General features: G+C 67.4%; 12 protein-coding genes. 7 read left to right on the top strand and 5 right to left on the bottom strand.

What is annotated here, in order from left to right; genetic code table 11:
• Window positions 1-293: 293 nt before the first annotated feature.
• Window positions 294-791, top strand: coding sequence for an LppU/SCO3897 family protein (locus DAT37_RS20590; RefSeq protein WP_157978583.1), 498 nt, complete (start codon window positions 294-296; stop codon window positions 789-791).
• 131 nt (window positions 792-922) lie between these two features.
• On the opposite strand, the gene DAT37_RS20595 is transcribed toward DAT37_RS20590, so the two are convergent.
• The 3 genes from DAT37_RS20595 to DAT37_RS20605 form a co-directional block, all read right to left on the bottom strand.
• Entirely contained in the window at window positions 923-1,462 is a 540-nt protein-coding gene (locus tag DAT37_RS20595) for an ester cyclase (protein ID WP_109526455.1), read from the bottom strand.
• Window positions 1,463-1,582: 120 nt separating this feature from the next.
• Window positions 1,583-3,262, bottom strand: coding sequence for a CocE/NonD family hydrolase (locus DAT37_RS20600; RefSeq protein WP_109526456.1), 1,680 nt, complete (start codon window positions 3,260-3,262; stop codon window positions 1,583-1,585).
• 97 nt (window positions 3,263-3,359) lie between these two features.
• A complete protein-coding gene (locus DAT37_RS20605; protein ID WP_109526457.1) occupies window positions 3,360-4,145 on the bottom strand; it encodes an SDR family NAD(P)-dependent oxidoreductase in 786 nt (261 codons plus the stop codon).
• Between the two features lie 533 nt (window positions 4,146-4,678).
• On the opposite strand from DAT37_RS20605, the gene DAT37_RS20610 reads away from it, so the two are divergent.
• The 5 genes from DAT37_RS20610 (at window position 4,679) to DAT37_RS20630 (ending at window position 10,912) form a co-directional block, all read left to right on the top strand.
• A complete protein-coding gene (locus tag DAT37_RS20610; protein WP_232839889.1) occupies window positions 4,679-6,112 on the top strand; it encodes an ABC transporter substrate-binding protein in 1,434 nt (477 codons plus the stop codon).
• Between the two features lie 229 nt (window positions 6,113-6,341).
• Window positions 6,342-7,451: a rhodanese-like domain-containing protein gene (locus tag DAT37_RS20615; RefSeq protein WP_198654371.1), complete on the top strand. Its 1,110-nt coding sequence runs from the start codon at window positions 6,342-6,344 to the stop codon at window positions 7,449-7,451.
• A 176-nt stretch (window positions 7,452-7,627) separates the two neighbouring features.
• Window positions 7,628-8,833, top strand: coding sequence for a glycoside hydrolase family 76 protein (locus DAT37_RS20620; protein ID WP_109526458.1), 1,206 nt, complete (start codon window positions 7,628-7,630; stop codon window positions 8,831-8,833).
• Window positions 8,834-9,360: 527 nt separating this feature from the next.
• Window positions 9,361-10,425, top strand: coding sequence for a fatty acid desaturase family protein (locus DAT37_RS20625; RefSeq protein ID WP_109526459.1), 1,065 nt, complete (start codon window positions 9,361-9,363; stop codon window positions 10,423-10,425).
• A gap of 94 nt (window positions 10,426-10,519) precedes the next feature.
• The gene (locus tag DAT37_RS20630) at window positions 10,520-10,912 is read left to right on the top strand and encodes a hypothetical protein (RefSeq protein ID WP_109526460.1); all 393 of its coding nucleotides are present in this window, start codon (window positions 10,520-10,522) and stop codon (window positions 10,910-10,912) included.
• A gap of 20 nt (window positions 10,913-10,932) precedes the next feature.
• Here DAT37_RS20630 and DAT37_RS20635 read toward each other — a convergent pair whose 3' ends face one another.
• A complete protein-coding gene (locus tag DAT37_RS20635) occupies window positions 10,933-11,928 on the bottom strand; it encodes a glycoside hydrolase family protein (RefSeq protein ID WP_232839890.1) in 996 nt (331 codons plus the stop codon).
• 210 nt (window positions 11,929-12,138) lie between these two features.
• On the opposite strand from DAT37_RS20635, the gene DAT37_RS20640 reads away from it, so the two are divergent.
• Complete coding sequence (locus DAT37_RS20640; protein WP_157978584.1) at window positions 12,139-12,822, top strand: hypothetical protein; 684 nt, start codon at window positions 12,139-12,141, stop codon at window positions 12,820-12,822.
• 51 nt (window positions 12,823-12,873) lie between these two features.
• On the opposite strand, the gene DAT37_RS20645 is transcribed toward DAT37_RS20640, so the two are convergent.
• Window positions 12,874-13,680 carry a methyltransferase domain-containing protein gene (locus DAT37_RS20645; protein ID WP_232839891.1) on the bottom strand — a complete coding sequence of 269 codons (807 nt, stop codon included), beginning with the start codon at window positions 13,678-13,680 and terminating at the stop codon, window positions 12,874-12,876.
• Window positions 13,681-13,722 lie beyond the last annotated feature (42 nt).

Consider the following 13,722-nt stretch of genomic DNA (forward strand, 5'->3'; position numbering starts at 1 on the left):
CCACACCGGTGGACTGCGGACGCTCGGCAGGGTTATGAGAAGTTGTCATGAGGTAAGTAGAAGCCGCGCACACCACCTACCGATCCCAGGTTTCCGCACGAACCACAGAACGTCGATGGCCGCTCAGGGAATTCAGATGGTCTGTCGACGACAGCCACAGCTACTCGCGCGTCCTCTCCGGACAAAAGCTCGGAGTCTGCCCATCCTGCGGTCGCGGGTCGCTCACACCGCCTCGTGTAATGTCGTCCGGTTCACAACAACGTGAAACCGTATGAGCCTGGGAGGGATTCACAATGCAATACCCGTTTTCGAGGTTGTTCGCCTGTATCACTTCGGCGGTAGCGGCATCGGTGCTGACCTTCGGCGCCCACGCCGCGGCCTCCCCACTGGAGGATCTCGGCGTGGGTGACTGCGTCGCCATCACCGACAACACACCCGAGAATACCGTCGGCACCAGCGTCGCCTGCTCCGACCCGAACGCCGTCTACCGCGTTCACTCCGTTCACCACGGCCTCGCCGACTGCCCGTCCGCCGACTACACCACCTACACCAAGGAGACCCGCACCGGCACCCTCCGCCTGTGCCTGGCACCCAACTTCCAGCAGGGTTCCTGCTACAACGACGTCGATACCTCTCCCTACATGCAGGTACCGTGCGGCACCCCTGAGGCCACCTTCCGTGTCCTGTTCCGCATCGACGGCACCACCGACAGCGACCGCTGCCCCGACGGATCCGACCAGTACATCTCCGTCCCCGACCCCGCCACCCTCTTCTGCCTCACGACCCCCTGATCTCGTTCGACACCGGGTTGTGCGCACGAATCCCGTTGTCGGTATTCGGATTCAGGCTGTTGACCTGTCGAAGTAAACGCCGACAGGTCTACGCGCACTCGACGGACTCACCGATGGGCAACGAACCCCGGCTATCGGGCCCCGTTCTCCCGCCGGGCCTTACGCTTGGCCAACGCCATCCGCATCAGATAGATCGGAGTGGGCGGCACCCATCCCAACTGCACCGCCTGTCCGAGATCGTCGCGGTTGGCCCAGTGCTCGATGATCTTGCCGTCCGCGATCCGCAGCCAGTGTGACTGTGTGACAGCGAAAGTCTTGCCGGTCGGCGGGAATACCTGGTCCACCTGCCCGTCCGCGCCGTAGGCCACGAAAGGCCCGGCGTGGCGGCCGTGCATGGTGGTGTGCAGAGCGACCAGGTCACCGTCGACGACGGCGGATTCGATCGTGTGGTGCAGGTCCGCGTACGCGGCGCGCAGCCAGAGCGCGGTCGCGTAGTACGCGGCGGGTCCGCGGCCCCTGGTGGCGGGCGGTTCGGCCGCGGCCTCCCGGTTGGTCGCGTCGGGGTGGATCACCGCGTCGAAATCGGCGCGTTCACCGTCGGCCATGATCCGCACCGAGCGGATGGCCAGTGCCCGGGCGGTGTCGGCTGCGGTCAGGGTTGTGTCGTCCATGAGGATCTCGCAATCGAGTCGGGTGACTTGTCTCCCCTATGTATCGATCGCGACCGGCTTCGGGTTCAATTCCATGGACAACACAGCGCCCACTATCGTTCGCGGCACACTGCCGGCGGGCTACGACGGCCACACCGGTAGATCGATCCCGGAGGGCGTCGCGGCATCGTGGGAGATCTCCTGCGTGGCGCGGTGCAGGGTCGTCGCCGTCGCGGCGGGCTCGCCCGAACCGGTGTTGCGCGCGTAGCGAGGATGCGCGCCCGAGCTGATCTGCACGCTGATGGAGTGACCGGGCTCGAAGCGATGGAAGGTCGGCCACAGCGGTACGTCGACGTCACGGTAGCCGTCGGCGTCCGGCCCCGGATCGGTATCCGCGATGCCGCCGATCCGGCGGATACCGTCGCAGACGGTCATCGATCGGCCGTCCGGGTATATGTCGCAGATCCGGACGAACACATCGGCGCTGGGCTGGGAGGAACGAAAACGGATGTGCGCCAACGGTTCACCTGCGACGGTAACCGGTGCCGACAGTGGATCGCCGCGGAAGATGACGACGTCGGCGCGGCGCTCGTGGGCGGTGTTGTCGACCGGGCCCGGGTTCGCTTGCAGGCCGGGACCACCGAGCGCGGGGGTGGGATCGGCGGGGTCGTAGACGTAGACGGTACTGCCACCGGTTGGCGGGTCGGGGCTGAGTACGCCCGCGTCGTGCAGGTGCAGGCGTTCGGTCCGCGTGCCGGGCGGCGGCCACGAGGGCAGGTCGAACCATCGTTCGGTTCCGGTCAGGTACGCGCGGATCGGCGCGACCCGGTCGCTGTCGGCGTCGGCGAAGTGTTCGCACAGGAACGAGACGGTCTCGGCGACCGAGGGGGCGCCCATTCCGCGTGAGATATGGCCCCAGGGTCCGACGGTCAGGCGCGGGGGGCGTCCCGCCGCGGCGAGTTGGGCGTGGTTGCGCAGCTGCCACGGCAGGAAGATGTCATACCAGCCGGTGATCATGTAGACCGGCGCGGTGACTTCGGGGACGGAGGCGGTGTGCGACTGCTGGGTCCAGAACTCGTCGGTGAGATTCTCGTGACCGACCCAGTCCTGGTACCAGTGCACGCGATGCCCGGTCGCCGCCACGTCACCCTCGGCCAGCGGAAGCACGTCGAATGCCTTGTTCAGCGCGGGATCCGGACGCAGCAGACTCAGGATCATCCTGAGCCGCTGCCCGTGCAGCATACGGTCCATCATCTGAGTCCAGCCGAGGGCGTTGCGCAGCGAGAACGCGGCATTGTCCCAGGTGATGGCACCGAAGTCGGGCATCGTGGTGATCAGGCACAGGGCGTCGGGCGCGTTGTCGGGGTCGACTTTCTGTAGTTCCGCGGCCGCCGCCCACTGGGTGTAGCCCATATAGCTGGCGCCGAAGGTGGCGACCGCCCCGGCGCACCACGACTGTTGGCGTACCCACCGGTGGGTACTGATGCCGTCGCGCTGGTCGTCGAGCTGCGGGGTGAAAACTCCGCCGGAACCCGCTGTTCCCCGGCAGCTCTGGAACAGCACGGTGAAACCCTCCCGCGCGAGTGCGCGCGCCTGGGCCGCGACCCCTCCGCTTCTGCCGTACGGGCCTCGGATCACGACGGTGGGCAGGCGGGGGTCGGTGTCACCGAGCGGGGTGATCAGGTCGGCGAGCAGTTCGACGCCGTCGTCCATCGGTACGCGCAGGTTCTTGCGGATCTCGATGTCGTAGGGGCCCGGCTCGAGGCCCGCCAAGGTGCGGCGTTGAATCCACCGGGAGATGCTGCGACGCAAGACTGCCATGCTGTGTCCTCGAAATATTAGATACCGTGGCGGGTTTCGCGACGGTGATGTGACGCGAGCCGACCGCGCCGGATTCGAATCGACCGAACGCGACGCCTCACGTACCGGCAGCCATACCTCCGGTGACGCGCAGCGTCTCGCCCGTGATGAACCGGGCGCGGCCCGAGGTCAGGAACAGCATCGCCTCGACGACATCGCTCTCGGCACCGTCGATATCGATGAGCTGCATCGCCTTCACGCGCGCCTTCACCTCGTCGGGGAGTTCGGCGCGGATGGTGTCGGTGAAGATCATGCCCGGTGAGATCGCGTTGACGCGGATGCCGTCGGCGCCGAGTTCGCGCGCGAAGGTGATGGTCAATCCGGCGACGGCGAGTTTGGAGGTGCCGTAGGCGGTGCCGCCCAGATGCGCTGCCGCGGAAGCGATATTGACGATGCTGGCACCATCGCGGTGCGCCATGTGCGGGTGCGCGGCGACGGTGCACGCGATCACGCCGACGACGTTGACCTCGAAGAGGCGTCGGGTTTTCGGCAATCCCAATTCGCCGATGGGTTTGCTGTATTCGTCGCTGTGCAGTCCGGCGTTGTTGATCAGCACGTCGATTCCGCCGTTGACGGCGCTCGCCTCGGCCATGATCGCCGCCATGGCGGTCTCGTCGGCGACATCGCCGACGACGCCGATCGCGGATCCGCCGGAGGCCCGGATATCGGCGGCGGCCTTCTGCACGGCGGACTCGTCGACATCGATGAGAACGACGGTGGCGCCTTCATCGGCGAGGGCCGTGCCGAAAGCCTTTCCGAAGCCACGCGCGCCGCCGGTGACGACCGCGGTGGTCTCGGTTCGCGTTCGCTCGATGGTTTCGAGCGGGCGATTCCTCAGCGTCACATCCGGCTCCTTCGTGGCTGCTGCTGGACCGAGAGAATAGCATTCTTGCTATCCGGAATGTCGTTTTTGCAGATTCGTCGACGACGGCGTTCAGCAGATCCGACGTGGTCACCAGCCTCGCGTCGCCCCGCGACATCACCGACGCGGACTCGGACGCCGGACCGAACCCCGGTTCTGTCAATACCCCTTGTCGCCAACTCGACGCCTTCTACGGCCACAGCCGAGACCCCCGCCACCCCTCGACACCCGAGGCAGATCGTTACGGCCGAAACAGTTTTTGACTTGGGCCGGAGCCCCGGCCCGGACAGCCGAAGCGTGGGTCGCCGAACCCTCGAAATGCCCGGTTCGAGCCGGACCCGGCAGGCGTATCGGCCGTGCGAACCGTGCCGTGCCGACCGCGAACTCGGCGAAAGAGGAGATGGTTCGTCGCAAAACGGACATTATTGGCCGGACGCGCGGGCTCGAGCCTCGAAAGCACCCGGTAGCCCGGGTCGGTCGAGACCGTCCGCGCGTGAGATCGACCAAGGAGCACTGTGCACATCGACACCGAACGATCGACCGCCACCACCCGGCGCGGCAGAATCGTCAGAACGATCCGAACACCCGCCGTCATACTCGCGGCGGCACTGATGCTGGTCGCAGGCTGCGGCCGCGACGGCACGGGCGGAGAGGACGCGACGGTCGGCAAGACGACCGGTTCGTCTGTCCCGAGCGAGTTCGGAGATCTCGGGGCCGTCTGCGGCAAGGGATCGCCGACGAAGTCCTCGGCCCAGGGCGTCACCGCGGACAAGATCGTCGTCGGTGTCTTCACCGACTTCGGATTCACCAAGGATCCCGAATTCGTCGATGCCGCCAAGGTATTCAGTTCCTGGTGCAACGACCACGGCGGGGTCGCCGGACGCAAGATCGAAGTCGTCGTCCACGACACGAACCTCACCGAGGTCCGCCAACGCATGCTCGACGCCTGCCGCAACGATTTCGCCCTCGTCGGCGGCGGTGCCGGATTCGGTGCGCTCGGTGTCAAAGAGCGGCTCAAGTGCCTGCTGCCGAGCCTGCCCGCACAGGTCTCCGGCGCGGGGGCCGTCGGCGCCGACCTCGAGATCAGCGCCTCACCGGCATCACTGCCCTACCACAACATCTACTCCGGCTTCCACCGATGGCTCGTACACGAAGGCTATCCGGCTTCCATCGACAAAGTCGGAATGATCGACGCCGATTCTCCGGTCACGAAAGTACTCGGCGAGATGGCCGAAGAAGTATTCCGTGCCCAAGGGGCCACCATCGCCTATCACGACTACTACCCCGTCGCGGGCATCTCGAACTGGGCGCCCTATGCCCAGGCCATCAAAGAGAAGGGGGTCCGCGGACTGGTCTTCAACGGACAGCCCGAACAGCTGCCCAAACTCGAAGACGCGTTGACCCAGATCGGGTACCGCCTCGATTGGATCGATGCGACCAACAACAACTACGCCGACTCATTCCTGAAGGAACTCGGGCCGTCGCTGGCATTCCAGAACAACGTGGTGGATCTGAGCGGCGTCGCACCCTTCGAGAAATCGAACGAAGTGCCCGCGGTGCGACAGATCGAGGCGATGTTCGCCGAATACGCTCCCGGTGCGCGAATCACGTTTCCGCAGCTTCGATCGATCTCGTCCTGGCTGTTGTTCGCGAAATCCGCGACCAAGTGCGGCGACGACCTGACCCGTCGCTGCCTCTACGAAACCGCGAGCGCGGAGAAGGCGTGGACCGCCGGCGGCTTGCACGCGCCGGTGAATCTCAGCGATCGGGAGAAATCGGTCTCCTGCTTCAATATCGAACGCGCCACACCCGACGGTTGGGTGCCCGCCGATTTCAAACCCGATACCGGGCTGTATCGCTGCGACGTCGAACTCTACCGATTCACCAAGAATTACGGCGCACCGGTGACGCTGGCCGATGTCGGGAAGTCGATGACGGAATTCAAGTAGGGCACACGGGCGTCGACCGAGGGGCCTGCCGAGCGGGATCCCGCGACACTCGAACCATGGTGATTCGAACGATCACCGAGTGCCGAGTCCGCAGCTCAGCAGCCCTCGACGGTCCCCGCCCGGCCCGATCTCGGGCCGACGTACCCGAAATCGGGGCTTACCGTGTGAATCCCCGGGTCATCGTGCCCGGGGATATCCGACCTCCCTCCAGCGAAGGTGGACCACGCACGTGAGCACATCATCGATCGGGCACGGCACCGAAACCGCCACCAACACCATCGATTCGGAGACGCTGCGCCTGTGGCTGGCCGACGGCGACGAACTCGCGGTGCTCGACATCCGCCCCACCGACGTGGTCGGCTACGCCTCGCCCCTGTTCGCCACGAACCTGCCCGCCGATCGGGTCGAGGCGGAGATCGACCGGTTCGTACCACGCAAACTCGTGCGGACCGTACTGGTCGACGACGGCGACGCGACCGCGAGCGCCGTCGCCGACGCACTGACCGCCGCCGGACGGACCGAGGTCTACGTCCTGTCCGGCGGCATCCCGGAATGGACCCGCGACGGCACCGAGAATCTACCGACCTTCGATATTCCGGGCCAGAAGTTCTCGCTCGGCATCCGTGACGAACGCGAGACACCCTCGGTCACCGCGGCCGAACTCGAGACACTGAAGAGCGAAAGCGCCGACGTCGTCGTCATCGACACCCGCACCGTCGCGGAATTCACCGCCGGTCATGTGCCCGGCGCTGTCGGGGTGCCCGGCGCGGAACTGCTGCTGCGGTTCGCCGACGTGGTCCCCTCCCCCGACACCCACATCGTCGTCTCCTGCGCGGGACTGCCCCGCGCGATCATCGGCGCCCAGACCCTGATCGACGCGGGTGTGCCCAACCGGGTGTCCTACCTGCACGAGGGAACCAAAGCCTGGAAGCAGGAGAACCTCGAACTCGAGACCGGCGCGACCGCGCTGTACGGCCCGGTCGACGAGGCCGCTCGCGAACGCGCCGCACAGTGGGTCCGGGCGATCTCGGCCGACGACGAGTTCGCCCGCGTCGACCTCGCGACCGCACACGAGTGGGCGGCCGATCCCGACCGCACCACCTACCTGCTCGACGTGCGCACACCCGAGGAATTCGCACAGCGACACCTGCCCGGATCGATCAATTCCGAAGGCGGACAACTGCTCGGCGTCTCACACCGCACCATCGCCGTGCGTGGCGCACGCGTGGTCCTGATCGACGATCCGACCGCTGCCCGCGCCTCGGTCGTCGCGCACTGGCTGCAACGCCGCGGTTTCGAAATCGCACTGCTGCTCCACGATTTCGAGACGCGGGCCTGAGCGCACCGACTCACCCGGAGAAGGACCGCGGCGGTGCAGAGCGTGCGATCGCACCGTTTCCGCCGAAAGTTCGCGCGACGAACCGGAACAGTTCAGACGTCGGCAACCCCGGCAGGACACGGTAGCGGTGCGGTCTTCGGTTCCGACGTCGATGTCCGTAGGAGGAGTCCGAACGGATGGATCGCCGGAACAACGGGATCGGACGGCGCGGCGTGCTGTTCGCGGCCGGGGGCGCGATCGCGCTGACCGCGCTGGCGCAGCCGACACAGGCGGGGACGATCACGCGGACCGTCTCCGCGGGTCCCGGGGAGTGCGGCAAGCGAGCGGACCTGGCCGAACAGGCGGTCGTGGCGCGGCACGTGCGCACGCTCTGGGGTCTACCGCAGCGACAACTCGGGGCGCTGGTCTGGCCCGCGTCCCTGGCGGAACAGTCCTTCGGGCGATGGTGTTACTGGTGGCAGGCCCACCTGCTCGACTGCGCGGTCGACGCCGCGTATCGCGCGGGCACCGCCGAACGTGTCGAGCGGGTCGTCTCCCTCGCGCGCGGGATCCGAACCCGTAATCTCACCGGCTGGACCAACCGGTACTACGACGATATGGCCTGGCTGGTGCTGGCGCTCGAACGCGCCGACCGGCTGCTCGGCATCCGGTTCGGCGACGCCGTCGACGACCTGCGTGCCGCGTTGCTCGACGGCTGGAACCCGGATGTCGGCGCTCTGCCCTGGCGGTCCGGCGACGACTACTACAACACCCCCGCGATCGGTCCCGCCGGTATCGCCATGGCTCGGCTGGGCGAACTGTCTCGCGCCGGGCAGCTCGCCGAATTCCTGCACACCCGATTGCGCGACGCCGACAGCGGCCTGATCATCGACGGCGTCCACGAGCCCGGCGGACGGACCAACCGCACCGTCCACACCTACTGTCAGGGCGTGTCCATCGGTCTCGAAGCCGAATTGGCCTTGCGCACAGGCGATTCGATCCATCGCCGACGCGCCGCCGAGCTCGTCGCCGCGACCGGGGCGGGACTCACCGACAACGGCGTGATCATCGCGGCCTCCGGGGACGACTCCGGACTGTTCATGGGGATCCTCGCCAGATACCTCGCAGAGACGGCGCTGGCATCGGGCAGCACGACCGCCGCCGATATCGTGCACGCTTCGGCGCGGGCGGCCTGGGAACACCGCGCCGAGGTGGACGGGCTGCCGCTGTTCGGGGCGGATTGGACCCGCGCGGTCACGGTGCCGGAGTATCCGGGAACCTTTCTCCAGCCGACGGACTCGTCCGCCGCGTCGTCGGCGAACCTGAGCCGCGATCTCTCCGTGCAGCTGAGCGGGTGGATGCTGCTCGAAGCGGACTACCGGCTCACCGCGGCCGGGCGCTGAACCCGCCCGATCCCACTCGGACCCGACCACCGAGGGATTCGATCGACCGCTAGGGTGCTGTCGAGCACACAACCCGACACCGAGGAGAGTGCGGGGCACGCGATCGGCACCGTGGCGACCGCCGGAGAAGTGATTCGCCGACGGCGTCATCCTCGTGGCGATCGGACCGACTGCACCATCCGAACTTGCTAATGCACTGGGCCGCAAAGTAATTCGCGATCCACCAGGTGACGCACACCGAGGTGGCGTGCTCGATCACAGGGCTCGCTCTCGGCCGTGCGGTCGTGGACGGGCGGTCGCCGTGAGTTCGGAATTCGCACCTCCGCCGCGCGTCCTCTCACACCGCAGACTGATTCCATCTCATACCAAGGGATTACATCGAACGAGAATTCGGCCGATAGCTTCGAATCGTCACCTCAGCACCGACATACCGAGCAGTTCCCTCCGACATCGATTCTCCGATCGACATCGACCCGCATCGAGGACACGCGCGGGTGGCATCTCCGACCCAGCTCTCAGGAAGATCTATGACGACACCGGCCTTGGTCTCCACGTCAGTTACACCGTCACCGCGGCGCGGTGGCGCCGACGGTGATTACGCCCGTCTGCTACGGCGGATCTCCGAAGCGGGACTGATGAACCGGCGTCCCCTCTACTACACCGTCCGACTCGGACTCGTCGGGATCGCGTTCGCGGGAGGCTGGGCGGCGTTCGTCCTCGTCGGCGATTCGTGGTGGACGCTCGCGGTCGCGGCGTTCATGGCGGTGACCTTCGCGCAGACCGCGCTCGTCATGCACGACGTGGCGCACCGCCAGGTGTTCCGGCTGCGACGGCCGACCGAGATCGTCGGCCGCATCGTCGGCAACGCGGGCATCGGCCTCGGGTACGGCTGGTGGCAGGACAAGCACACCAGGCACCACGCCAACCCGAACCACGAGGAACTCGACCCCGACGTCGCGCCCGACCTTCTGGTCTGGTCACAACGGCAGGCGCGAGCCAGCCGCGGCCCGGCGCGTCTCATCGGGCGGGCGCAGGCATACCTGTTCTTCCCGCTGCTGATGCTCGAGGGTCTGAACCTGCACGTGGCGGGAGTCCGCGCGCTCCGAAATCGTTCGGTCAAACACCGCGCACTGGAAGGCGCGCTGCTCTTCGGCCACTTCATCGCCTACCTGGCCGTGCTGTTCGCCGTGCTGCCCGCCGACAAGGCCTTCGCGTTCCTCGCGGTGCACCAAGCGCTGTTCGGCCTGTACATGGGCTGCACGTTCGCCCCGAACCACAAGGGCATGCCGACCCTGACCGGCGACGAGCGCCCCGACTACCTGCGCCGACAGGTGCTGACCTCCCGCAACGTGCGCGGCGGCGTGCTGACCGACGTCGCCCTCGGCGGACTCAACTACCAGATCGAGCACCACCTGTTCCCGAGTATGCCGACGCCGAATCTGCGGCGCGCCCGGGTGATCGTCCGTGACTACTGCGCCGAGATCGGCGTGGCGTATCACGAAACCGGATTGATCCGTTCCTACAGCGAGGCGCTGAAGCATATGCACCACGTCGGCGCGCCGCTACGCGCCGAGGATCGCCACCGGGCCTGATCACCGCTTCCCGGCGGGGTCGACATGGCGAAGTCGGCGTTTCGCGAGGACACTGAGGGCGTAGCACCCCAACTCGTCCCCAGGAGCACATGCGATGGCAACCAACGGGCCTTTCGGCATCGATCCCGAAGATTTCGAACGCGCGCTGCGCGGGGCGGGAACCGAACTCCGGGACCTGCTCGGGAAAGCCGGCGTCTACCTGGATCGCGTCGACCACACGACGGTCGGTTCGCTCGCGTCGCTGCTCGGCCAGTTCACCCGCCCGGAGGCGCCGCGTGCGCCCAAACCCGAAGGCGAGACCAGCGGGGAGACCGGCAGCGGTGTGTGGGCGATCTACAGCCTCGGCGACAACGGCGAGGCCAGGGTCGACCAGGTCTTCCCGAACGAGCTGGAGGCTCTGCGCGCGCATCGCGACAACACCGACGATCGCCGTCGGGTGCGGTTCCTTCCCTACGGCGTTCCGGCCAGCGTGCTCGACGCTCCCTGACCGATCGGCACCGACACCCGCTACCGGGGCGAGGTCGGGATCCGTACCGACGAGGACGTGTCGACACCGCGACCGTCCGGATTCTTCGCGGGTCCGAATTCGGCGATCACCGTGCCGTGCCGGATGACGCCGGAGAGTTCGGGGAGTTCGGTCGGCGCGGACCACGTCCGGAACCCGTCGTGGCTGTCGCTGTAGAGATAGCGGCCCTCGGTGTACGCGTCGAGGTAGATGCGATGCCCGCCGTCGGGCAGCCTCACCACCGACTGTCCTTCGCGCGGGCCGCCCCAGCCCGCCCAGTCCCCGGTGGCCACGAAGCTGTACGGGCCCAACGGATTATCGGCCACCGCCAGCTCGATCAGTTTGGTGTTCTCGTTCTTCGCGAACGCGTACACCCGCCCGTCCAGTCGCACGAGTTCGGTATCGATATAGCCCAGCGAACCCGGACCGCTCGGGCCCATACCGAGTAGCGGGATCGGCGGCGTCCACGCCGAGAACCCCGACCCCAGCGGTGCGAGCAGATGCGGGGTGAAGCCGTGCCCCCAGGTCAGCGACACGATGATGCCGACCCTGCCCGCCGCGTCGGAATACCACTCCGGCGCCCACGCCCCCTCCAGGCGGCCCGGCACCAGCATCGGCACCGGCGCGATCGCCGTCCAGTCGATCCGATTCCGGCTGCGTGCCAGCCCGATCGAGGTCGCGTCGGCGGCCGTGGTGTAGGTGAGGTAGTACCAGCCGTCGGTGTGCAACAGCACGCTGGTATCTCGAACCAACCCCGTCGCGGGCGTGTAGGCGTGTTCGGCCACCGGCGTGAACCGTGTCCCGTCCACCGACTCGTACACCGCCGCCGTGGTGTCGTTGTCGGCGCGGAACGCCGCCAACGTGTACCGCACGGGCACGCGCACCGAATCGACGCCGACCCCCGGTAGCGCCGACTGTGCCCGAGCCGGACCCGCTGCCAGCAATGGCAGTCCGGCCAGCAGTGCGAGCGCCGATCTGCGTCCCACCGTGATCGCCATGAGCAGCGATTCTGCGGTCCGCGCGGCACTATCCACCGCAGGCGCGCCGGGCCCGGCCCTCGCCGATGACGGCCGACAATCGGGAACCTCCGCCTCCTACGGGTCCTTCGCGACGGAACCGGGTGAAGGATCCGGCAATCCGGACGGGGTCGCGGTGACGAAGCTCAAGGGAACCGATGATCTTTCCCCGGCTTCGAGGAGGTTGTCCCTGTGCGTTCGAGAAGGAAGTTGGCGACACTGACCGCTGCGGTGATGATCGGTTCGGTCGGTCCCGCTCTCACCGGGGTCGCCGGGGCGGTGCCCGCGGCGGCGGGCGGCACCATCGTCACGGTCATGGACGCGACGCAGGCTCTCGGACTGGATCCGGGCAGCGGCCTGGACGGACTTGCCACATTGTGGGTGGGCGGCGGCCGAGTGGCCTTCTTCGGCCACCGCGTCAGCGGGGGCACGATTCGTTTCGGTGGCGAGATCACCGTGCGTTCCGGCGCGAGGACGGCCCGGTTGACCGATCTCACGCTCGACATCGGGACCGGCACCGTGGATGCCACCCTCGACAGCCAGCCGTTGCGGCTGGCCACCATGGACACCGACAACCTCCGCCTGCGCAAAAACCCCGGTGACAAGAACCTGTACCTCGGCATCGGATTCGGCGAGGACAGCCGTGCCGTGCTCACCTCCGACGGCGCGGCCGCGCTGAACAGCGCACTCGCCATCGGCACCCTCGCACAAGGCCTGCCCCTGCTCGGCGGCACCATCAGCGTGGGCCTGGCCGTGGACGAGCGAGTCGCCGCCGAGGTGAACACCGACGCGCCTGCCCTGATCGAGAACGGCGTCGTCGTCGATATCGGACTCGACGAGCGTATCGATCTGTCCGACGATCTCGGCCGAGGCTGACGCCGCCGTCGCGTTCGCCTACCGATCACGGCATCGCGCGATCGTCGGCGGTCAGGGGTGGCGGGCGATCACCGCGAACATCGTCACCGAGAAGTGGTAGTCGCCCGCCGCGATGCCGCGCTCGACATCGCGGAGCAGCCGATCGCGCTGTTCGACGGTGATAGTCCCGTCCGCGACAACGCTTTCCGCGAACGCGGTGCACATCGGCACCGCCGAGTCCGGTCCCCAGATGACGGCCTCTGAGCCCATGTCCTCGATCACGAATCCCGCCTCGGCCAACAGACCTCGCAATCGTCGACCGGACCGCCGGTTCGGGACGGCGGCGTCCATCCGCTGCCGCATCGACTCGATGACCTGCGGATCACCCGGATGCAGGATCGCGGTCGACCAGTCGCTGTCGATCAACGCCACCCGACCGCCCGGTCGTGTCACCCGGGCGATCTCGGCGGTGGCCCGCGCCGGATCGTCCAGGTGCTGGTAGACGCGTTCGCAGCGGAGCACGTCGACCACGCCGTCCGGCAGCGGCAACGCGTAGGCCGATCCCTCGATGAATTCGGTTCTCACCCCGGCCGCCCGCTGCCTCGCCACCGCCAGCATCGACGGGTTCGGATCGATCCCGATCGCCCTGCCGCTCTCGCCGACCGATCGGGCCAGCTCCACGACTTCGGTACCGGTACCGCAACCCAGATCCACGGCGGTCTCGCCTGCCCGCACGGCCAGCGCGTCGCGAACCCACCGGCGCATCCGCACGACACCGGGCAACTCGGCCTGATCGTCGAGAAGCCGCACATTCAGTGTCTGCTCGGCTCGATGAACCTGGTCGATATGGAAGGACGGAACGCCACCCTGATCGCTCACTCCGCCAGTATGCGCGCGCCCGCCGCCACTCCGAAGCCGCCG

This window comes from Nocardia aurea (genome assembly GCF_003123685.1).
Lineage (GTDB): Bacteria > Actinomycetota > Actinomycetes > Mycobacteriales > Mycobacteriaceae > Nocardia > Nocardia aurea.